Genomic DNA, 23,233 nt, shown 5'->3' on the forward strand with positions numbered 1-23,233 from the left:
AGTATAAAGATTAAAAAGATGGCCCGACAGACACCGGAGAAAATATATCCGGTGTCTGACAGGGAAAAATGCAGGAGGTAAAAAGAAATGGAACAGAGAATTAAAGGAACAACTGGTTTACTTGCACTGATCGGAAGCCCTGTAGGACATTCAGGATCCCCGGCTATGTACAACTTCAGCTTCCAGTACCATAACCTGGACTATGCTTACATGGCATTTGATATCAAAGAGGATCAGGTTCCGGCAGCTCTTGATGCAATGCGTCTGTTCAAAATGAGAGGCTGCAATGTAACCATGCCTTGCAAGAACAAAGTAGCTCAGTGTGTAGACGAGCTTTCACCGGCAGCAAAGATCATCGGCGCTGTAAATACTATCGTAAATGAGGATGGAAAACTTGTTGGACATATCACAGACGGTATCGGATTTGTCCGCAATCTGAAAGAGCACGGTGTTGATGTAAAGGGTAAAAAGATGGTAGTCCTCGGAGCAGGCGGTGCAGCTACAGCCCTTACTGTACAGTGTGCCCTTGACGGAGCTGCATCCATCGCGATCTTCAATCCTGACGATCCATTCCTTGACAGAGCAAAAGGAACTGCTGAGAAGCTTGCAAAAGAAGTACCGGACTGCAAAGTAAGCGTATATTGCCTTGACGACCAGGACAAACTGAGAGAAGAGATCGCAAACGCAGATATCCTCGCGAACGGAACACTTGCAGGAATGAAACCACATGATGACATCACACTGGTTGATAAATCCATGTTCCATAAGGATCTTGTTGTTGCTGACTGCGTATACAATCCGGCAGAGACAAAGATGGTAAAAGAAGCAAAAGAAGCAGGCGTGAAGCTTGCTGTAGGCGGAAAAGGAATGCTTCTGTGGCAGGGTGCAGCATCTTACAAGCTTTACACAGGTCTTGAGATGCCGACAGATGAGTACCAGAAATTTCAGGCTGAGAACGAAGGGAAATAAGAAAAATGAGCCAGACAGGTAAGAAAAATTTAGTGATTACTTCTATTGCGCTGTATTTTACATATTTCATCCATGGAATCGGAGCTTCCATCATGGGTCAGTACAAGCCGGAGCTTGCGGCTCACTGGGGAGCAAAGGCTTTAAGTGATGGAACTATGGATGTCAGCATGGTAGTATCTGTAATTGCCGCACTTGGACTTGGAAGACTGATCTCTCTTCCGTTTTCCGGTCCCCTGTCCGACAAATTCGGACGCAGATTAAGCGGGATCATTGGCGTGATCTGCTATGCAGCATACTTTATGGGAATCGCATTTGCTCCGTCTATGGGAGTTGCCTATGCCTTTGCTATTGTAGGTGGTATTGCAAACTCCTTCCTGGATACCTGCGTAAGCCCTACATGTATGGAGATCTATGTAAATAATCCTTCTGTAGCGAACCTGTTTACAAAATTCTCCATGTGTATCAGCCAGTTTCTGCTTCCTTTCCTCATCGGATTTGTAGCAGCGGCGAATATGTCCTACAGAACCATCTTTATTGTTGCAGGTGCTGCGATCTTTATCGATGGAATCCTGATCCTGTTCCTGCCATTCCCGGAGAGAAATACAGCAGGTACAGTAAAGAAAGAAAAAGCAAAATTAAAGATCACTCCTGCAGCTCTTGCAGCAATCCTCATCGGATTTACAAGCTCTTCTACATTCATGCTGTGGTTGAACTGTAATCAGGAGCTCGGAAAGCTTTATAACTTAAGTGATCCTTCCAAGATCCAGTCCTTCTATGCAGTAGGAACCTTTGCAGCGATCCTGTGTTCCTCTGTATTTATCAAAAAAGGACTGAAGGAGATCAATATCCTGATCATTTATCCAATGATCTCTTTCATCATGCTGGGACTTTGCTACTTTATCCAGAATCCGACAATCTGTCTTATCGGTGGATTTGTGATCGGTTTTGCAGGCGCAGGCGGTGTGCTTCAGCTGGCTGTTTCCACAACTGCGGAGTTCTTCCCGGAAAACAAGGGAACTGCAACATCCATGGTCATGATCGCATCCAGCGTTGCGAACTACACCATTCTGACACTGGCCGGCTACATTACAAAGACTGCCGGAACCAGTGCTCCGAGAATGATCCTGCTTCTCAATATGGCAGTGACATTCATAGGAATCCTTCTTGCACTGTTCGTTAAGATGAACCGTGGAAAAGAGGCTTGACTGAATCAAGGAAATCCCTTGGGGTGAATATCCGTTTGACTACAGTAAAAAAAGTGAATCATTGTATGGATACAGACAATGATGACTGAATCTGTGCAAAACAAAGTTCCAATTCGGGAACAATTCCCGGATTGGACTTTACCGTTTCTGAAAATGTTTGTTAATTAACAAACTTACAAAATAAAAGATACTATATAGGTATTATCAAAAAAAACGATAAAGGAGAATCGTTATGGCACGTGCAGCAAGACAGCGAAGAGAAAACGAACTGCCCTACATTCCGTTTGGGCCATTTCAGATTCGTTTTCCGTTTATTCACTATAAAATTGAGTCCGTAGAGTTTATCCAGGGCCTGATCCTCGGGGTTACGGCACTGGCGGCGGTTCCTTATCTGGAACAATATCTGGGATTGCCTTATGAGCTGGCATGGAGCTGTGTGATCATAGAGACCATGCTGTATATGCTACACAGCTTACTTGGTGATCCGGTTGTACCGGGATGGATCACACCGACCCTTCCGCTGACGATCGTATTCCTGGAAGGCTTCCCTATGGGAAAAGAACGTATCCAGGCAATGATCGCCCTGCAGATGCTGGTTGGTCTCGTGTTCATATTTATGGGCATCACCAAGCTTGCGGATAAATTTGTCCATGCAGTACCAAATTCTGTTAAGGGTGGTATCCTTCTTGCTGCGCCGGTGACGGTTATGGCAGGACAGCTGGGAGAGGGCGGCAACATGCATAAGTATCCGCTGGCGATCGTTGCCGGTGTAGGCCTTCTGATCCTGATCAGCTTTTCAGATAAATATCAGGAGAAGAGAAAGAACAACAAATTCCTGGATCTTGTTGCCAGGTATGGAAACCTTTTTCCGTATCTGATCGCCATGGTGGTAGGTCTTCTTGTAGGAGAATTGGATGCGCCTGGTTTGGAGCTGGGAACCTTTATCAAGATCCCGCAGTTCAAAGAGATCATCTCACAGGTAAGTATCTTTGGTGTGGGAATCCCGCCGGTCTCCATGTTTGTCAAAGCGCTTCCTCTGGCACTTGTATGCTATGTTATCGCCTTTGGTGATTTTGTTACCACAGAGACACTGGTTACAGAGGCACGCCAGTCCAGAGATGATGAGTACATTGATTTCAATTCCAGCCGCTCCAACCTGGTCAGCGGCATCAGGAACCTGATCCTTTCCGTCATTGCCCCGTTCCCGCCGCTTTCCGGTCCGTTATGGGTTGGAATGACAGTATCTGTTTCCATCCGTTACAAGGAGGGAAAGAAAGCCATGAAGTCTCTGATCGGCGGTATGGCATCCTTCCGTATTGCAACGTTTTTAAGTGTGCTGATCATTCCGGTTGTAAGCTTCTTCCGTCCGATCTTCGGAGTCGGTTCCTCCATTACTCTGATGTTTCAGGCCTTTGTCTGTGCAAGGATCGGTATGGATTACTGCAGAACAGACCGTGACAAGATGATCGCAGGTGTTATGGCAGCTGTGCTTGCAACCCAGGGAACTGCATGGGCATCCGCATGGGCCCTGGCTGTAGGCTTCGGTCTGAATATCTTCCTTTCAAACTGGGACCCCAGAAAGAAAGAGGAGAATGCCATCGAGGATAAAAATTGATCAGAGGAATAACAAAGATATAAAAAACAGAAAAAGAAGAAGTGTGCTGGATGGGTCAGCACACTTCTTCTTTTTGTCATGAGATTTGTTGTTTTTAATTATTATTTTAATAGATTTGCTATTATGGGATTAAAATTGCAAAAATTTGTTACATCAATTGGGTTTAAAAACTGGTTTATAATTCGCGTTCTGTTACAAAAATCTACCGTAGATCCTTTTTATGGGAGGTTACAGGATCACAGGCTTTTGTGGATAATGTCAAGAACCTGTGCAAGCTCGTTGACATTGATCTGTCCCGGTGCGGAAGCTTTGGTAGCTGCACCGAAGGTAAGGGCGGAACCGAAGGTTTCGCCAGCGAGACGGCTGACAACACCTGTACCTGCCATGGACATGGTAATGATCGGGCGGTCGGCGAACTGCTCGGACATTTCCAGCGTGGCACTTAAGAGTGTAAGCACGTCCTGTTTGTTTCTTGGCATAACAGCCATTTTCGGGATATCTGCGCCATAGTCCTGCATCATGCGAAGACGGCGCACGATCTCATCCTTCTCAGGAGTTGCGTCAAAATCATGGTTGGAAGCGATGACCTTTACGCCATAGCTGTGTGCTTCCTGGATCATGCTTTTTACGATCTCCTCACCTGTGAAGGCTTCTACATCAATGAGATCTACATAGCCGCTTTTTGCGACAGCCATGTTGAGTGCTTTGTAAGCTTCGTTGGAGATCGCTTTTTCTCCGCCTTCTTTTGCAGTACGGAAGGTGAAGAGGATCGGAGTGTCCTTTAAAACGGTCTGGAGATCTTTTGCCACATCCAGAACCTTGTCTGTGTCAAAAACGTCCTCAAACCAGTCAACACGCCATTCCACAACGTCTACGGGGATCCTTGCGAAGGTCCCTGCCTCAAGGAGGATATCATCCTTTGTCTGTCCCACGATCGGGACACAGATCTTCGGTCTTCCCTCTCCGAGTGTGATATTTCTTACCTGAACTGTTTTCATAATGGTCCTTTCTGATACGACAGGAACAGATAGCAGTTTAGTCGTCGTATCTGATGTTAAGAATCTCTTTCATATGTTCGATCGGCATCGGTTCGCCGGTCCACAGTTCAAATGCAGCGGAGCCCTGGAAAAGCATCATGCCAAGGCCGTTCATTGTCTTGCAGCCAACTTCCTTTGCCATAGAACGCATAGCAGTTTCAAGAGGGGAGTAAGGCACGTCAACAACGATAAGCTCCGGGCGGAAGTAAGACTTGTCCGGAACAACGGACTGACCTTCCAGTGGTTTCATTCCAACACCTGTCGCATTTACGAAAATATAACTGTCAGCCATTTCTGTTTTCAGCTGGTCAAGATCTGCCAGATCATAGAGAACAGCATGGCTTGAAGTTCTGGTGTTGATCTTTTCTACCGTAGATACTGCACGGTCCCAGAATTCATCTTTGCGATTGAAGATCACGATCTCGCCTACACCGTCAAGTGCTGCCTGGATCTCGATAGCAGTTGCGGCACCACCTGCACCTACGATGGTCATTTTCTTTCCGATGGCGTTGATGTTATTGTCTTTCAGTGCTGCCATAAATCCGATACCGTCTGTGATATGGCCTGTAAGATGACCATGATCATTAACGATGGTGTTTACAGCGCCGCACATTTCTGCTGCCGGTGAAAGCTCGTCAAGGTACTGGCCTACCAGCGTTTTGTTCGGCATGGAAACGTTGGAACCTCTCATTTTCAGAGTACGGATGGCATTTACAGCATCCTCGATCTCGTCTGCACCAACCTCAAATGCAAGATATGCATAATCATAGCCAAGCTTTGCAAAAGCTTCATTCTGCATGGCAGGAGAGCTGGAGTGGCGGATCGGATATGCCATAAGACCAATCAGCTCGGTATGTCCTGTGATTCTTTCTGACATGGTAATAACTCCTCTCATTGGTAAAATCTGGATGAAGATTTGTCTTTTTTAAACCTCCCACCACATAGATCTGAAGAAGTTGCGGACATTCTCCGGACGGCTGCGGGGGAGGAAGACGTGGAAAATCTATGTTACGGATCACCGAGTGAACTGTAACAGATCTATATACACTTTCCGGTAGAAGGATTGAAGTGTTCCCGGAAAGGGTATAGCGGAAAAATATTAAAGGTATCCTTTCTGCTCAAGAATGGTAAGGATATTGCGTCCTTCCTGGGTACCGTCAATGATTCGTCTTGCTCTCTGGCTGTCGCCGATGTTCATGATCTCAACATCCTCAGAAGAAAATTCCTCTGTGAGGTTCTGGTAAAGCTGTCCCTGAGCTCTCATTCCGAGACATACGAAGCCGTACTCAAATGGAAGCTCATAAGGCTCACCGTCGCCCCTGACAAGGAAGGAAGAATCCTTAACCTCAAGGAGAGCAGTTTTTGTAAGCTGATGTACATTGTGTTTTTTCATCATGGTCTTTGTGTCATTTTTGCTTACCGGGTCAAGATCACGTCCGATCTGATCCATCATCTCAACGATAGAGATGTCTGCGTTTCTGTCAGCAAAGAATTCCACAACATCAAGACCTACAGCACCGCCGCCTACAACAACAACCTTTTTGCCTTCCAGATCCTTCGGAAAATCATTAATGTGGCTGATCATACCAAGAATAGAATAAATATTATGTTTCTCGTTGTCAATACGATCCTTCAGTCCTGCGATCGGAGGCAGAAGCGGAGCGGAGCCGGTGGAGCTTACGATGATATTCGGATGGAACTTGCGGATGTTTTCCGGTGTTCCTTCTGTGTTTTTGAAGATGTAAAGATTATCAAGCTGTTCAGCACGATGCATGAGATAGTGCGGGAAATCAGCAAGACGGTTCTTTGCAGGGATCTTTGAGATCAGAGATGCAAGTCCGCCAAGCTCATTGCTTTTTTCCAGAAGGAAGGTATTGCATCCAACCTCTGCGGCTGTACAGGCAGCTTCCAGTCCGGCAGTGCCACCGCCGATAACGACCACGTTGCAGTTTTTATTTACATGTTTTTTCTTATATACATCGCCCTCAAGAACAGATGGGTTTACAGTACAGCGGATCGGACGGTTTACACCGATACGGTTTCCGGCACAGCCAACGTTACAGGAGATACATTTGCGGAGGTCACACTCATGACCTGTGGCAACCTTGTTTACCCATGCAGGGTCTGCAATCAGACCACGGCCCATACCGATCAGGTCTGCATCACCGTCAGCCAGGATACGCTCAGCAACCTTCGGGTCACGGACATTACCCATGGAGATACATGGCTTGTTGAATTTTTCTCTTACGGCCTTTGCCATGTAGGAACGCCATCCGTCCGGGAGATAATTTGCATCGATCTGGTACTGGATGGAACCGTTAAGTCCGCAGGAAACATCAAAGATATCAACCTCTTCCTGAAGATAATCCAGGTATTCCAGAGTATCCTCCAGTGTATTTCCGCCTTCCATCAGCTCATCCGCACTGAGACGGAGCATGATCGGGAAGAAAGGTCCTACCTGTTTCCTTACCTCATCGATGACCATACGGCAGAAACGGGTACGGTTCTCAACAGATCCGCCGAACTCATCGGTACGCTTGTTTGTGATCGGGGAGAGGAACTGACTGATCAGATAGGAGTGTCCTGCATGGATCTCTACCGCGTCAAAGCCAGCTGTCTGTGCACGTTTTGCAGCCTCACCGTATTTTTTTACGATGTGAAGGATCTCATTTTTGGAAAGAGGACGCGGGATCTCGCCGCCTTCTTTGGATGGAACGTCAGATGCGGAAACCGGCTGCATGTTGATCCTGGAAGAAACAGCAGAAGCTCCGGCATGGTTGATCTGGATCGCAATCTTTGTTCCGTATCTATGAATATTTTCACAGAATTTGAAAAGACGTGGCAGATAGTTGTCATGGTCGATGCGCAGCTGTGTGGTTCCGTTGGAGCCCTGCGGGGAATCGATGCTTGCGTTCTCTACGATGATGAGACCTGTGCCACCCTTTGCACGCTGCTCATAATAATTGATATGAAGAAAACTCATTTCGCCGTTCTGTTCACCGTAGTTGGTGCCCATCGGCATCATAACAATACGGTTCTTGATAGTCATATTTTTAACGGTTAATGGGGAAAAAATATGCGGATAATCATTCTTCATCTGGAAAAACCTCCCTGGTTATTTTAAATAGAATCGTTTGTTTGTGTTAATTATATAACAAAAATATCTATAAAACTAATTCATAATACAAGTGATATAATAAAAATAATCTATAGATTTTCTTATGAGATAAAAGGAGCAGAATGTGCAGATAGCAGCTGAAAAAAAATAACTGGAAAAGGGTAGCAGATTCCAGGGTTTACATACAGGACTTTAGCGTGGTATCATAACAAATAAAAAAGATACAGAACACGGGGAGACGGAAATGTAAGACCATATTACCGTGAAATGTAAAAAAGACAGGAGATAGAAAAATGGAATTCTGGGATATTTACGATGCAGATAAGAAACCGACAGGACGAACTATGAAGCGCAATGACTGGTGTTTAAAGGATGGAGAGTATCATCTGACAGTTTTGGGCGTGGTAGCAAGACCGGACAAGACCTTTCTTATTACTAAACGTGTGATGACAAAGGCCTGGGCTCCGGGCTGGTGGGAGGTTTCCGGCGGTGCAGCCCAGGCAGGAGAGGCTTCCCGTGATGCAGTACTCCGTGAGGTGAAAGAGGAGACCGGACTGGACGCCAGTGAGGCAGAGGGCGGATACCTTTTTACATATAAAAGAGAGAACCCGGGGGAAGGAGATAATTACTTTGTGGATGTGTACCGTTTTGTCATGGATGTGGAGGATAAGGATCTGAAGCTTCAGACAGAAGAGACAGACGGATATATGTTTGCAACCCTGGAGCAGATCCGGGCGTTTGCCGCAGAGGGAAAATTCCTACATTATGACAGTATTAAGAAGGTGTTTGAGTTCTGAGCAGATTTCTGACTGGTTTTCCGCGAGGATTTGAAAATAAATGTTGTTTTTTGTGGATTTATATTTTTAAAAACGTTGTTTTTTGACTTGTTTTCGAAGAATTGTCTTGACATTAAAATTGGTAAATAGTAAAATTAAATCAGATGAACTGCCAGACTGTTTTTTGACCATGAGCAGGTAGCAGAGCGGATTTCAAAGATCTGCCTGACTTTAGGAAGCTGTAAGCCGGATGAATGAAATCCGGCTTATAAAATTATCCAATATTATCAGATCGAGAATAATATAAAATTTTGAAAGCGAGGAATCATCAATGGCGGATGAACATAGAGATCAGATCAGAATCGTACAGGAAACCGTAGCCGGTAAGGAGATCACATTTGCCCATATCATGGGTGGTCCGGCACCTATCATATATCAGAAGCTTGGACTGAATCCGCAGGTGGACTATGGATCATCTGCAATTGGTATCATGAACATGACACCTTCCGAGTCTGCTGTGATCGCATCCGATATTGCTGTGAAGAGCGGTAATGTGTATCTTGGATTTGCAGACCGTTTTACAGGAACACTGATCATAACAGGAGAGATTTCCGATGTGCAGACTGCAATGGAGGAGATCGTGGATTATTTCCGTGATACTCTGGGATATGTAGTATGCAATATCACCAAGAGATAAGGAAGTGTACCATGGAAGAACGGATAACAAAGGAAGAACTGCTGGAGAGGCTGTTTCATGATGATTATGAGAACCTTAAGGGAAGAAGACTTCGGCTGACCCGGGTGAGAGTACCTGGAAAGGAGCTTTCCTTTGCACATGTTTTTACACCAAATGACAGATCGATATATGAGAATCTTGCGTTACATATCGGTGTTCATGAAGGTGAAGATCACAGAGGAGATGCCATCGGCATGGTCCGTGTCACACCCTGGGAGGCAATCGTGGTTGCGGCAGATGTTGCAGTGAAGGCAGCTCATGTGGAAGTAGGATTTATGGATCGTTTCTGCGGGACGCTGATCCTGACAGGCGGTTTTACGGAAGTGATGACAGCCGTGGAGGAAGTGGTACGATTTTTCCATGAGACATTGAAATTCGATGTCTGTAAGATCCACAGAAGCTGAGGCAGGACGGGATAAAAAATGAAAAAAATTTTTCTGATGGGTCGAAGTGAAGCCGGCAAAACATCCCTGACACAGGCGCTTAAAGGGGAAGAGCTTCATTATCATAAGACTCAGTATACCAATACAAATGAAGATACTATTGATTCACCGGGAGAATATGCGGAATCCAAGCATTTCAGCGTAGGACTGGCCTGCTTTTCCTTTGAGGCGGATGTGATCGCCATTGTACAGGCAGCCAATGAGCCCTTTAACCTGTTTAGTGACGGCAGCAGGAATTTTCTACTACGGCCGCTGATCGGGATCATCACCAAGGTGGATTCTCCCCATGCCAACATTCCCATGGTCAGACAGTGGATGGAGAACATGGGCTGTGAGAGGATCTTTATGGTAAATAACAAGACAAGGGAAGGCATCAGCGAGCTGATGGATTATCTGCAGGATGATCTCCCGACGCTTACGCTTGAACAGGCGAAATTCAAGCAGAGCCTTGGCCTTAACGAATGGGATTCCATGCCGGAAGGGGTGGAGTATCCGGAATCCATACGGTAAAATAGTAATATTCACGAAAAATGAATAAAAATACAAAATTCAAACAGAAAAAGTAGAAATTCCTCCGGAACTGTGATATACTGTCATCGTTTGGAAGATTCGTGGGCTGAAATGTAAGATCCCCAGAGCATGAAGGATAAAGAGGATAGAAACGGGGCTCGCAGATATATGGCAGAAGAGCTGTATGTCGGGAACACCGGGTATCCGTATCTGCCTTCATGTTCCGGGGATTTTTTATATTCTATACACAGATTTTCCGAGTGGATGCAAAAGACAAAAAATAAGAAGGACAGGAGAGGAAAAGATGTTTGAATTATTTGAAAATCTGACCAACTGGCTCTGGGGACTGCCGTTGCTGATCACGATCCTCGCTACAGGCGTATATCTGACAGTACGTTCCGGTTTCTTCCAGTTTCGCCATTTTGGTTACATTGTGAAAAACATGTTCAGTAAAGAACGTCGCCAGGAAGGCGGAGATGACGGAAAGAGCCTGACACCGTTCCAGGCTATTTCCATTGCGATCGGAGGTACTGTTGGTGTATCCAATATGTCCGGTGTTGCAACGGCTATTGCAACAGGAGGACCTGGGGCATTATTCTGGCTCTGGATCGCAGCGCTTCTTGCCATGGTCATCAAGATGGCAGAGGTAACACTTGCTGTATACTACAGAGAGAAACAGCCAAACGGTGAGTACCAGGGAGGCCCGACCTACTACATGCAGAAGGGGCTTGGCGGAGAGAAAAAGCTTCCCTTCTGGAAACTTTTTGCAGTACTGTTCGGCGGCTGTATTTTCATGACATGGTTCATTACTTTGCAGAATTATACAGTATCAGAGGCTGTCGGAAGTACCTTCCACCTGCCGTACATCGTACCGTCACTTTTGTATGTGGCAGCGATCTATCTGATCATCATCGGCGGTGTAAAGAAAGTCGGCGTGATCTCTTCCTATATGACACCGATCATGTGTATGCTTTACATTGTAGGCTCTCTCGCAATACTGGTAGTGAATTTTGACAAGCTGCCGGAAACCTTTGGACTGATCTTCAAGGGTGCATTTACAACACAGGCGGCAGTCGGCGGATTTATGGGAGCCGGTGTTGCAACAGCAATGCGTCTTGGCTTTGCCCGTTCCGTATACAGCAACGAGGCAGGCTGGGGAACATCTCCTATGATCCATGCTTCCGCAAAGACAGACCATCCTGTAAAACAGGGACTGATGGGAGCATTTGAGGTATTTGCAGACACCATCGTAGTCTGCTCCATGACAGGTCTTGTTGTTATCATCACCGGCTACTGGAATTCAGGACTTCAGGGATCAGAGCTGACACTGACAGCATTTGAGTCTGGAATGGGCTCCATTGCGAGAGCACTGATCGCGATCAGTATTTTTCTTTTTGGATTAACAACATCAACCGGATGGTTCACCTACTACAGCGTGATCCTGAAGCACTGGCTGAAAAATAATCAGAAGGTTCTGAAGATTGCAGAGAAGGTTTTTATCCTTGGAACACCATTATGGGGTCTTCTGGTCACAGTGCTTACTCTTTACGGAAACGGAACACCGGCGCAGCTGTGGGTAATTGCAGACTTTACAACCGTATTCCCTACATTTGTAAATGTTGCCACATTGTTTATCTTAAGTGGTACTTTCTTTAAACTGCTGAAGGATTACAAGGCGCGTTACATGGGAATCGGAAAGGTAGACAAGGATATGGCACTTTTCTACGAGGATAAAAAAGAAAAAGAGGAAAAATAAACAGTGGATACAATTTTTTTTAACGGATGTATAAGAACACTGGATGACAGTGAAAAAGTGGCAGAGGCTGTGGGAATCGAAAATGGCCGGATCGTTTTTGTGGGAACTGATAAAGAAGCGGAAGCTTTTTCCTGCAAAAAGCGGATCGACCTTAAGGGAAGGCTGATGCTGCCCGGTTTTGTGGATACACATATGCATATGCTGCATTATGCATTTGTGGAAAGATCTGTAAAACTGTTTGACTGCACAAGTGTTGAGGAAATGCTTGCCGCAGCAAAAAAAAGACTGGAGGAGAGCAAAGGTCAGAAGCTGACCTGGCTCTACTGCAGAGGCTGGAATGAGGAACATTTTGATAAGCCACGCTATCCGCACAAGGATGAGCTGGATGTGCTCTCAATGGAAATCCCCATCATTATGGTGCGTGTCTGCGGGCATGTGGCTGTGTGCAACAGCTGCGGTCTGGAGCTTCTGAAAAAAATCCCGGAGTTCCCGGAGATTGAGAAGGAGGTTGACCTGGATACCGGACTTCTGAAGGAGAATGCAGTACAGTTTTATTCTTCCGTATTGGAAGCACCATCCCAGGAAGAAGTGGAAGACTACATCAAATACAGTGCGAAGAAGCTGAATGAATGTGGATTTACAGGTGTACAGTCCGATGATCTTGCCTCACTTCCGGGAAAAAACTGGCGTCGGATCATGGCCTCCTACAAGGCACTGGATGCCAGAGGAGAGTTGAGTATCCGCCATTATGAGCAGTGCCTTTTTGAGCGGGCGGAGGATGCGAAGGCTTTTATTGAGGAAGGATATCGTACCGGACAGAGGGGGGATCACTTTACTGTCGGACCGATGAAGCTGATCCAGGATGGTTCCCTTGGTGCAAGAACAGCGGCCATGAATGAGCCTTACGAGGATTCGCCGGGAAATACCGGGATCATCACATTCAGTCAGGAGGAGCTTGACGATCTGTTTGCTTTTTTTGACCGGCATCAGATGCAGGCAGCGGTACACTGTATCGGTGATCGTGCAATGGATATGGTCATTGAGGCAGCAGCGAAATCTCCTTACCGGAAGGATAATAAAAAGGGCAGACATGGTATCGTACATTGCCAGATCACCAATCCGCGTATTTTGCAGGGGATGAAAGACCAGGATCTTCTGGCATATATCCAGCCGGTATTTATCGATCTGGATATGAACACAGTGGAACCTGCCATCGGCGCACACCGTATGGATAAGGTGTATGCATGGAAGAGCATGCTGGATATGGGAATCCATACGTCCGGCGGTTCGGATGCTCCTGTGGTAAGCTTTGATGCCATGGAGAATATTTATTTTGCAGTCACCCGCAAAAATATCAGCGGTCAGCCACAGGAAGGCTGGATTCCATCCGAAAAAATGTCTGTAGATGAGGCGGTGAAGCTTTTTACAAAAAACGCAGCTTACGCTTCCTATACAGAAGACGAGAACGGAACCATCGAAGTGGAAAAAAATGCAGACTTCGTAGTTCTGGAGAAAGATATTTATAAGATTGATCCGGATGAGATCAAGACCACGAAAGTGGATATGACAGTTCTTGGCGGTGAGATCGTTTATGAGAGAAAAGTAGAAGAATGACGGCAGTATAAAAAGAAAAAAGTGAGAGGCAGAGTCTGAGTGGAGCAGGCTCTGCCTTTTTTGTGTGGTGCAGTAAAAAGTACAGAACAAATATTCGGTTGTCCTATACTTTTTTTACGCTGAATGATATACTGTAAAAGCAACAATAATAAAGATAAAAGCACTCTCTTATATAGTAACAGGCAGTATTTACATATCCACAAATTTCAGAACAACAAGGAGAACCGTATGGATCATTTCAAATTGTAGTGGGAATATCTATGGTTACTTTTGGATCCATCGTATGTAATAAATTGCGACAACCACAAAACTATATTGAAGCAGTAGACTCAGATAGTATAGAAATGAAAACTGCTGAATTGTTATCAGGAATTGATGGAACAATGAGGTTTCGATACAATTCAAGGGATACATTTAAAACGTTATCTATTTACTTGTCAGAATATCAGCTTGGACAACGAGTTTCACATAAAAAAGTTTTGGAACTTTCCTATGAAAATGTGAAATCTTCCACAAATGGATTGATTGTCATTACACCGGATTTTGATAATTTTACTGCAAAGCTCATCGCAGCAGATAAATATTCAAAATATATGACAGAAATACCAATTTTGGAGGGAGTTAAAAACAGGGAATATTATGGAAGATCAGCAACGACTATTGAAAACAAATGCAAGATAGAGTATAGAACAGAGCAAGGATTAGCAGCACTGATTTATGGAGAAAAAGGGTTAAGCTCGTTGCCAATACAGGATATTGCAGGGGAGCATATAGATACAGATAATGAGTACATGTATTACTATTCGGTTGAATTTATAAAATAGCACTAATAAAAAGAAGAGGATGTCACGTAATCTGCTTTGATTCGTTGGCATCCTTTTTTGATATTTAGTTTTTATGACATTATAGATTTCATAACCTATTTCTTATTTTTCGGTATTCTCTCGGCGAATATCCTTTCAGCTTGTGAAAAAGCCGACTGAAATAAAGCTGGTTATCATATCCGACAATCTTAGAAATCTCATGGATGGAATAAGTTGTTGTTTCAAGTAACATCTGAGCATTGTTGATGCGGATTCCCACAATGAATTGCATTGGTGTAGAACCGGTATATTTTTTGAAATTTCGGATAAACCAGCTGACACTCATGCCTCGTGAGGTAGCATAATCATCAATATTGATATTTTGATTGTAGTTTTCACTGAAAAAGGTAACAGCATTATCCATCTCATGATCAAGGTATTCATTTTTTAATATGTGCTCTCTTGTCAGTTCCCGGTGGAAACTGATCAGAAGATGACGTAGCAAAAGGACAAGCATTTCCTCATAATTGTCTTGACAGCGTTGCAGCTCGATAATGATACGTTTGAAAATTTGTTCATATTCATTAGATGTACCCACTTGAAAGACACGTTCTTTATCCGGAAACCCATATTGACGTAAGATATTTTTCACATTGCTTCCTGTGAAGTGAATCCAGTATACTTCTGTCTTATCTTTTCCGTAATATTCATATTTTTGGAGTTCTTTCGGTCTGTACAGTACAATGTTGCCGGCTGGAACAATCGTTTCATTATTTACATTATCAAAATGAAAATGCCCACAACCAGCAGTGATATATATAATCTGATAATCCAGACGACCCTTTGGACGGTAGGTCGGAAGTTTGGGATGTCTGGAAAGACGGTAAGTACCACAGCTACCTACAATCAGCGGACGACTTTTGTCTTTGAAATCCATATGTGAGTGGTTCAAATAACCGGTGTTCAAATACATAGGACAGCACCTCTTTTCGTACTTTTTATCATTGTATCATTTAGTGCATATTTTGTCTAATCCAATTCATAGACATATTTTGCGAATTAGGATAAGCTATATATAACATAACTAAGGAACGTAAACAAAAAGTAAAGTATAAGGTTTGCTTTAGGAAAACAAAGAACAAAAAAGTATATGTATTGGAGGAGAGCTATTTATGATCGTACCACGTTATTATGAAAATCTAAGCGTACTGCACGAAAACACAATGCCAGCCAGAGCCTATTATATTCCGGCATCCAGAAGAATGGATAACTTGGTGGAACACAGAGAAGAGTCAGATCGTATGCAGTTATTGAATGGAACTTGGAAATTCCAGTATTTTAACAGCATCTATGACATTCAGGATTCTTTCTTTGAGAAGAATTATGATACAGAAAATTTTGATGAGATTCAGGTTCCAAGTGTATGGCAGATGGCTGGATATGATACACACCAGTATACAAACATCCGGTATCCATTTCCGTTTGATCCACCATATGTGCCACAGGACATTCCGTGTGGAGCCTATGTACATACTTTTGAGTACAGTAGAGATGAGAAAGCGCCAAAATCTTTTTTGAACTTTGAAGGAGTAGACAGTTGCTTTTACGTATGGATCAATGGCTCTTACATAGGATACAGCCAGGTTTCGCATATGACCAGTGAGTTTGATGTTACCGATGTACTTCAGGATGGAACGAATACGGTGGCAGTGTTGGTAATGAAGTGGTGTGATGGTTCCTATTTGGAAGATCAGGACAAATTCCGTATGAGTGGTATTTTCCGGGATGTGTACATTTTGAAACGCCCAAAACAGGCAATCAGTGATTATCATATTAAAACAAGAATTGAGGATATGCTTGCGAAAGTAGAAATTGAAATGAAATTCTACTCTCCGTTAAATGTAAAAATTTCGATTGAAGATAGAAACGGAGCAGTTGTAGCACTAGGAAGTATTGCTGAAGAAGGAACAGCTGTATTAGAAATCGCAAGTCCGGAACTTTGGAATACAGAAAATCCATATCTATATAAACTGATTCTTGAAACAGAGAATGAAGTAATTGTAGATCACATTGCATTAAGAAAGATAGAGATTAAAGACCAGGTTATTTATTTAAATGGACAGAAGATTAAATTCCGTGGTGTCAATCGACATGATTCTGATCCGGTTACTGGATTTACAATCAATCCGGAACAGATTACAACCGATCTTACGTTAATGAAGCAGCATAATTTTAATGCGATCCGTTCCAGCCACTATCCGAACGCACCATTTTTCTATGAAATGTGTGACAAGTATGGATTCATGGTAATAGATGAAGCAGATATTGAAGCTCATGGTCCATTTATGATCTACAGAAAAGAAGACACTGATTACAATCGGTTCAAACGATGGAATGAGAAGATTGCAGATGATCCGGTATGGGAAGAGGCAATTGTTGATCGCGTAAAACTCATGGTGGAACGTGACAAAAACCGTTTCTGTATTGTTATGTGGTCAATGGGAAATGAGAGTGCTTATGGCTGCAACTTTGAAAAAGCACTGGAATGGACAAAGAATTTTGATCCAGACCGTATCACACAATATGAGAGTGCAAGATACCGTAATTATGATGAAACATATGATTACAGCAATCTGGATGTGTACAGCCGGATGTACCCAGCGCTTTCCGAAATTCAGGAATATCTGGATAAAGATGGAAGCAAACCCTTCCTTTTGGTAGAGTACTGTCACAGCATGGGAAACGGACCTGGAGATTTTGAAGATTACTTCCAGATGATTCAGGATAATGATAAAATGTGCGGCGGCTTTGTCTGGGAATGGTGTGACCATGCGATTGCTCATGGAACTGCTGAGAATGGAAAGACTATATATGCTTATGGGGGCGACCATGGCGAAGAAATTCATGATGGCAACTTCTGTATGGATGGATTAGTATATCCGGACAGAACGGTACATACAGGACTCTTGGAATACAAGAATGTTTATCGCCCGGCAAGGGTTATTTCCTATGACAAAGAAAGCGGAGAACTGGTGCTTCATAACTACATGGATTTTGATGACTTGAAAGATTATGTGAAGATTAGTTATGAGCTGACACAGGATGGTCTTGTGATCAGCAAAGGCATACTTCCGGAGTTTTCTGTGGCACCACATGGGGAAGGAAAAACAAACCTGAAGATCAATGTTCCAGAGAATGGGAAATGTTATTTAAAACTTATTTACCATCTGAAAAAAGAATTGCCACTGTTGGATGAAGACCATATTCTTGGATTTGATGAAATTGAGGTAAGTAAAGAGGATACAAAATGTAAACTTGCAGAGAAATGGATACCAGAAACAGTAGTGGACTCTGAATTACAGGTAAATGAAAATGATACACAGATTCATATCAAGGGGCGTGAATTTGCTTATACCATAGACAAACGTACTGCACTCTTTACAGAGATGAAATTCGCAGGGCGGGAATACTTGAACCATCCGATGGAATTAAATATTTGGAGAGCTCCAACAGATAACGATATGTACATCAAGTCTGAATGGAAGAAAGCCCACTATGATAAGGCTTACACAAGAGCCTATACGACAGAGGTTGTGCAGGGAAAGCATGGTGTGAAAATTACAAGCCATGCTTCCGTTGTGGCAGAGACAGTACAGAAGATTCTTGATGTGACGATCACATGGAAAATAGAAGCTGCTGGAAAGATTGATGCAGATATTGCAGTAACAAAAGATGATGAATTTCCGGACCTGCCAAGATTTGGTGTGAGGATGTTCCTGGATAAAAAACTTTCAGCTGCACGATACTTTGGAATGGGCCCACAGGAAAGCTATTGTGACAAACATCAGGCTGCGAGCCACGGTTTGTATCAGGCAAATGTAGATGATTTGCATGAGGATTATATTCGCCCACAGGAAAATGGAAGCCATTATGATTGTGAATATGTAGAGCTTAACAACAGCCGATATGGAATTGTGGCATCCGCAGAAAAGGCATTTTCATTCAATGCTTCTTATTATACGCAGGAAGAACTTGAGAAGAAAACGCATAATTATGAACTGACAGAATCAGATAGTGTAGTATTTTGCGTTGACTACGCATTAAATGGCATTGGTTCTAATAGTTGTGGTCCAGTTGTATTGGATCAGTACCGATTTGATGATGTATTATTCCGGTTTCAGTTTACACTGATACCGTATGTAAAGGGATAATAAAGTTTCATGTAACCCGTAAACAAGGAAAGAGAGTCTGATTGTTATGTAAAGTCCGGATATACAGAGCAATCAGACAAAAACAGAGAAAAAACTAGAATTAGACATCATACTCTGTTAGACATCTTGAAATTCTAAGTGCGATGAAGATGAGGAGCAAAGAAATTCGATGGAAGAAAAAAAGTATTTGAAATGGTATAACAAAATTGGATACGGATCAGGCGATATTGCAGGTAATGTAGTCTATGCGTTCCTGACATCTTTTATGATGGTCTATCTGACGGACTCAGTAGGACTTGCTGCAGGTGTCGTAGGTACCCTGATTGCCGTATCAAAACTATTTGATGGTTTTACGGATATATTTTTTGGATCAATGATTGACAAAACACACAGTAAAATGGGAAAAGCGAAACCATGGATGCTATATGGATATATTGGTTGTGCCATTACGCTGGTCTGCTGTTTTGCAATACCAGTCAGTTTGGGAACAACGGCTAAATATGCATGGTTCTTTATCTCTTATACACTGTTAAATGGTGTGTTTTATACAGCAAACAATATTGCTTATTCAGCACTTACGTCACTGATTACAAAGAACAGCAAAGAGCGTGTACAGATGGGATCTTACCGTTTTATTTTTGCATTTTCAACAAGTCTTCTGATTCAGGCGATTACAGTTGGATTTGTAGATAAATGTGGTGGAGATGCTGCGGCATGGAGAACGGTTGCTATTATCTATGCAATCATTGGTCTGATCGTAAATACGATTTCAGCACTTTCAGTTAAGGAACTTCCTGAGGAAGAACTTAACGAAGGAGAAGTAAAGGATGATAATGAAAAGTACGGAATGGTACAGGCATTCAAGCTTCTTGTTAAAAACAAATATTACATGATGATTTGTGGAACATATATTTTACAGCAGTTATATAGTGCCATGATTGGAGCTGGCATTTATTACATGACATGGGTACTGAAAAATAAGAATTTGTTTGGACAATTTGCATGGGCAGTAAATATTCCACTGATCATTGCTCTGATTTTCACACCGACATTAGTTGGTAAGTGGAAAGGTATGTATAAACTGAACTTAAGAGGTTATGTCTTAGCAGTCATCGGTAGAGCACTTGTTGTTGTTGCAGGATATATGGGCAGTGTTCCGTTGATGATGGCATTTACAGCTCTTGCAGCTTTAGGTCAGGGACCATGGCAGGGAGATATGAATGCAGTTATCGCATCCTGCTCTGAATACACTTATCTTACACAGGGAAAGAGAATTGACGGAACGATGTACTCTTGTACTTCTCTTGGCGTAAAAATCGGTGGAGGTATTGGAACCGCTGTTGTTGGATGGTTGCTTGAGTTGAGTGGATATATCGGAACAAATGCAACTCAGCCGCAGTCTGCACTTGATATGATGCAGTTTATGTATCTTTGGCTTCCGTTAATCTTTGATGTATTGATTATGTTTGTACTTTCAAGAATGAATGTAGAAGATGCAAATAAAAAACTGAAAGCAGAAAAAGAAATTGCTGCAGATGAAGTAACAGATGCATCAGACATAAATTAGAATTGACAGGAGAAAGCGTTGTCTGGTCGTTGCTCGATGAGACAGTGCTTTTTTCTATATATAAAGTGATTGAACTGTATTTTGAAAATAAAAAAGGACCACTTCATTTTTGTGAAATGGCCTTAAGAAAATATTCAGTTTTCACAAAATAGTCCTTTTAGTATTTATACATGGTAAGGATGCTCAAAATATTCAGTGTAGAATACTAAAAGGTCATTCAGATATTTTTTTAGGTTGCTCATTTGCAATTCCTCCTTTCCTTATTTACAAGTTGATTATAAGATAGGTGTAAAAGGATTGCTTGCCAAATCGAAAGAAGATATAGACAAATGTTGCAAAGGGGAGTATTTCATGCAGTTAAAATATGTTGACACAAAAGAGGAGATCATAGCAATAAATAGGAAGTCAAAACATATTGAACCACATCTTCATAATGCACTGGAGATCGTTTGTGTAACAAGTGGAGCATTAGAACTTGGTGTCGGACAGGAACTATACCATATGGAAAAAGGAGATATAGGCTTTGTATTTCCAGATGTTATTCATCACTATCAGGTACTGACACCCGGTGTAAATAAAGCGACTTATCTGATTGCATCGCCATTTACGATAGTCAAATTTGCAGATATCATGCAATCCATGGCTCCTGAATACCCAATCATCAAAGCGGAAAAGGTTGAACCGGAGGTATATAGGGTTATAAATGCAATTTTAGAGACAGAACAGTCGGATATTACTGTTGCACAGGCATATCTTCAAATTGTGTTGGCACGCTGCATAGGAAAATTAAATTTGGTAGAAAAGAGCAGTGTGGGGAGCAACGATCTTATTTACCAGACAGTTTCCTATATATCAGCAAATTTCAAGAAGAAGTTTTCGTTGGAAGAGATGGCAAAAGACCTGGGCGTGAGCAAATATGTTTTATCCAGACTCTTTTCCAAGACATTCCATAGAAACTTTAATCAATATCTTAATGATGCAAGGCTGAACTATGCATGCCATCGTTTGGAAAATACGAGTGATTCTATTACAAATATTTGTCTGGATAGTGGATTTGAAAGTCAGAGAACGTTTAACCGAGTATTTAAAGAAAGATATAAAATATCACCAAGTGATTATCGAAGTACTTGTGTGAAAGAGATGTTGTCATAAAAGGTTCTGTTGATCGAAATATTTACTTTGATTTTACAGTGCTATGTATTTGATTTCATGTGTGGATGATATAATAAAAAAATATTTGTAGAAAATAGCGCTTTATTTTATTATGAAAAGAGTAAGGTGTATTCTAAAGAAACAAGAAAGGCAGGGCGCATATGAACATGATAAAATCCATAATCGATTTTAATGAAAAAAAAGGATTCATCTGTGATATGGATGGTGTGATCTATCATGGCAATCAGATATTGCCAGGTGTTCCAGAATTCATCCAGTGGTTGCATGATGAAAAGAAAGAATATTTGTTTTTGACAAATAATAGTGGATATACACCACGAGAATTAAATCAGAAACTGGCTAGGATGGGACTTGATGTGCCAGAAGAACATTTTTATACCAGTGCATTGGCAACAGCCGCATTTTTAAAAGAACAGGCGGCAGGCTGTTCGGCATTTGTGATAGGAGAAGCCGGCCTGTTAAATGCACTTTATGATGTAGGTATCACAATGAATGATGTAAATCCGGATTATGTTGTTGTGGGAGAGGGACGCTCCTATTCATTGGATACTTTAACGAAAGCAACGAATTTAGTTCTGAAAGGTGCAAAGCTGATCGGAGCAAACTCAGATGTTTCTGGACCGATTGAGAACGGCATTGCTCCTGCTTGTCGTGCATTGATTGCACCTATAGAAATGGCAACAGGTACACAGGCATATTTCTGTGGGAAACCGAATCCACTGATGATGAGAACAGGATTGAATATGCTTGGATGTCATTCAGCAGAAGCTGTAATGGTTGGGGATCGTATGGATACAGATGTGATTTCAGGAATGGAAAGTGGTATGTCTACTGTATTGGTTCTCTCTGGATGTTCAACGAAGGATACACTCAAAACTTATGCTTATCTTCCGACAATGGTATTGAATGGAGTGGGAGATATCGCCAGTATGGCAAAAGCAAAAGAGGAATAGTGTGATTAGGCAAATACCAGGAGGTAAAGTATATGATGAAACTTGATAATTTTGTAGGAATGATGACAGGACATTTTGATAATAAGGATCAATTTAATAAGATGCAGGCAGAAGGGAAAACATATCCATATGCGGAACATGTAAATACAATCTGTAATGACAAAATAAATAACCTTCCTGAAGATTTCAAAGGAAAATTTGTTGTTGAAGAGAGTTATTATGAAATTAATGGAAAACGTCATGCATCTCCACATCTTTTCCTTATCACGGAAATAGAACAGGGAATTTTACTTTCTTCTTATAAAATTCCAAAAGGAGAAGATAAAAATACATTTTCATATGATTCTATGAAGAATGTTGATTACTCTAAACTAGAAAAATCTGAAAAATTTAATCCGGCACTTTATCATGAAAAGGACGGAATTTGGGAGGGAGGCAGCACAAGCCAGTTCTCTCCGGTAATGACATTCAAACTTTGGGAAAAGTTTTCCAACAATTTTCTGGAAGTATCGGAAAGCATGGAAGTTAATGGAAAGAGAACTTTTGGATATGATGAACCAATAATTTATAAGCGTGTATAATCAAAGGTCTGCATATTGGGATGAACTTCAGTTTGTAGAGGACTCGATGAATTTGCGTAATATTGGGCGTTACATGAATGTTAATTTAAGGAAATAATATGGTAAGCAAAAGCGGGATAACTTTTCAAATATAAAAATAAGCGATATTATAAAAATTCTTTTTCAA

General features: G+C 42.3%; 20 protein-coding genes. 16 read left to right on the forward strand and 4 right to left on the reverse strand.

Translation table 11 applies throughout. The annotated features are described in order from the left end of the window. Positions 1–87 precede the first annotated feature (87 nt). The 3 genes from aroE to BLP57_RS04205 all read left to right on the forward strand — a co-directional run bounded on the left by aroE (position 88) and on the right by BLP57_RS04205 (position 3,789). Positions 88–969 carry a shikimate dehydrogenase gene (gene aroE / locus BLP57_RS04195; protein ID WP_015527027.1) on the forward strand — a complete coding sequence of 294 codons (882 nt, stop codon included), beginning with the start codon at positions 88–90 and terminating at the stop codon, positions 967–969. 5 nt (positions 970–974) lie between these two features. Further along, positions 975–2,174, forward strand: coding sequence for an MFS transporter (locus BLP57_RS04200; protein WP_092069597.1), 1,200 nt, complete (start codon positions 975–977; stop codon positions 2,172–2,174). A gap of 232 nt (positions 2,175–2,406) precedes the next feature. Continuing rightward, the gene (locus BLP57_RS04205) at positions 2,407–3,789 is read left to right on the forward strand and encodes a hypothetical protein (RefSeq protein WP_015527029.1); all 1,383 of its coding nucleotides are present in this window, start codon (positions 2,407–2,409) and stop codon (positions 3,787–3,789) included. Positions 3,790–4,025: 236 nt separating this feature from the next. Here BLP57_RS04205 and aroD read toward each other — a convergent pair whose 3' ends face one another. From aroD to BLP57_RS04220, 3 genes are all read right to left on the reverse strand, one after another. Beyond that, a complete protein-coding gene (aroD, locus tag BLP57_RS04210; protein WP_015527030.1) occupies positions 4,026–4,787 on the reverse strand; it encodes a type I 3-dehydroquinate dehydratase in 762 nt (253 codons plus the stop codon). Between the two features lie 37 nt (positions 4,788–4,824). Further along, positions 4,825–5,703 (reverse strand): shikimate dehydrogenase, encoded by an 879-nt coding sequence (locus BLP57_RS04215; RefSeq protein WP_092069600.1) that lies wholly within the window; start codon positions 5,701–5,703, stop codon positions 4,825–4,827. Positions 5,704–5,925: 222 nt separating this feature from the next. After that, on the reverse strand, positions 5,926–7,923 hold the full coding sequence (locus tag BLP57_RS04220; protein ID WP_092069603.1) for an oxidoreductase: 1,998 nt from the start codon (positions 7,921–7,923) through the stop codon (positions 5,926–5,928). 314 nt (positions 7,924–8,237) lie between these two features. Between BLP57_RS04220 and BLP57_RS04225 the strand changes: the two genes are divergently transcribed. The 8 genes from BLP57_RS04225 (at position 8,238) to BLP57_RS04260 (ending at position 14,603) form a co-directional block, all read left to right on the forward strand. Continuing rightward, positions 8,238–8,741 carry an NUDIX hydrolase gene (locus BLP57_RS04225; protein WP_092069605.1) on the forward strand — a complete coding sequence of 168 codons (504 nt, stop codon included), beginning with the start codon at positions 8,238–8,240 and terminating at the stop codon, positions 8,739–8,741. 310 nt (positions 8,742–9,051) lie between these two features. Beyond that, a complete protein-coding gene (locus BLP57_RS04230) occupies positions 9,052–9,417 on the forward strand; it encodes a BMC domain-containing protein (RefSeq protein ID WP_015527035.1) in 366 nt (121 codons plus the stop codon). An 11-nt stretch (positions 9,418–9,428) separates the two neighbouring features. After that, entirely contained in the window at positions 9,429–9,860 is a 432-nt protein-coding gene (locus BLP57_RS04235) for a BMC domain-containing protein (RefSeq protein WP_044961969.1), read from the forward strand. An 18-nt stretch (positions 9,861–9,878) separates the two neighbouring features. Further along, on the forward strand, positions 9,879–10,409 hold the full coding sequence (locus BLP57_RS04240) for a EutP/PduV family microcompartment system protein (protein WP_022426452.1): 531 nt from the start codon (positions 9,879–9,881) through the stop codon (positions 10,407–10,409). 129 nt (positions 10,410–10,538) lie between these two features. Further along, positions 10,539–10,721, forward strand: a complete 183-nt coding sequence (locus BLP57_RS04245) for a hypothetical protein (protein ID WP_015527038.1) — start codon at positions 10,539–10,541, stop codon at positions 10,719–10,721. Beyond that, positions 10,714–12,165 carry an alanine/glycine:cation symporter family protein gene (locus BLP57_RS04250; protein WP_021652308.1) on the forward strand — a complete coding sequence of 484 codons (1,452 nt, stop codon included), beginning with the start codon at positions 10,714–10,716 and terminating at the stop codon, positions 12,163–12,165. Before BLP57_RS04245 ends, BLP57_RS04250 begins: the two co-directional genes overlap by 8 nt. Positions 12,166–12,168: 3 nt before the next feature. Continuing rightward, positions 12,169–13,779: an amidohydrolase gene (locus BLP57_RS04255; RefSeq protein WP_092069608.1), complete on the forward strand. Its 1,611-nt coding sequence runs from the start codon at positions 12,169–12,171 to the stop codon at positions 13,777–13,779. A 344-nt stretch (positions 13,780–14,123) separates the two neighbouring features. Beyond that, positions 14,124–14,603, forward strand: a complete 480-nt coding sequence (locus BLP57_RS04260) for a hypothetical protein (RefSeq protein WP_242872550.1) — start codon at positions 14,124–14,126, stop codon at positions 14,601–14,603. An 88-nt stretch (positions 14,604–14,691) separates the two neighbouring features. Here the strand turns inward: BLP57_RS04260 and BLP57_RS04265 are convergent, their stop codons facing one another. Continuing rightward, a complete protein-coding gene (locus BLP57_RS04265) occupies positions 14,692–15,555 on the reverse strand; it encodes an AraC family transcriptional regulator (RefSeq protein ID WP_092069611.1) in 864 nt (287 codons plus the stop codon). 199 nt (positions 15,556–15,754) lie between these two features. Between BLP57_RS04265 and BLP57_RS04270 the strand changes: the two genes are divergently transcribed. The 5 genes from BLP57_RS04270 (at position 15,755) to BLP57_RS04290 (ending at position 23,067) form a co-directional block, all read left to right on the forward strand. Next, on the forward strand, positions 15,755–18,793 hold the full coding sequence (locus BLP57_RS04270; RefSeq protein ID WP_092069614.1) for a glycoside hydrolase family 2 TIM barrel-domain containing protein: 3,039 nt from the start codon (positions 15,755–15,757) through the stop codon (positions 18,791–18,793). A 169-nt stretch (positions 18,794–18,962) separates the two neighbouring features. Next, positions 18,963–20,360, forward strand: a complete 1,398-nt coding sequence (locus tag BLP57_RS04275) for an MFS transporter (protein ID WP_092069617.1) — start codon at positions 18,963–18,965, stop codon at positions 20,358–20,360. A gap of 351 nt (positions 20,361–20,711) precedes the next feature. Then, positions 20,712–21,512 (forward strand): helix-turn-helix transcriptional regulator, encoded by an 801-nt coding sequence (locus tag BLP57_RS04280; protein WP_092069620.1) that lies wholly within the window; start codon positions 20,712–20,714, stop codon positions 21,510–21,512. A 161-nt stretch (positions 21,513–21,673) separates the two neighbouring features. Continuing rightward, on the forward strand, positions 21,674–22,486 hold the full coding sequence (locus BLP57_RS04285; protein ID WP_021652318.1) for an HAD-IIA family hydrolase: 813 nt from the start codon (positions 21,674–21,676) through the stop codon (positions 22,484–22,486). A gap of 32 nt (positions 22,487–22,518) precedes the next feature. Continuing rightward, positions 22,519–23,067 carry a hypothetical protein gene (locus BLP57_RS04290; RefSeq protein WP_015527045.1) on the forward strand — a complete coding sequence of 183 codons (549 nt, stop codon included), beginning with the start codon at positions 22,519–22,521 and terminating at the stop codon, positions 23,065–23,067. Positions 23,068–23,233 lie beyond the last annotated feature (166 nt).

It is taken from the genome of Blautia sp. SF-50 (assembly GCF_900101315.1).
GTDB classification, from domain to species: domain Bacteria; phylum Bacillota; class Clostridia; order Lachnospirales; family Lachnospiraceae; genus Blautia_A; species Blautia_A fusiformis.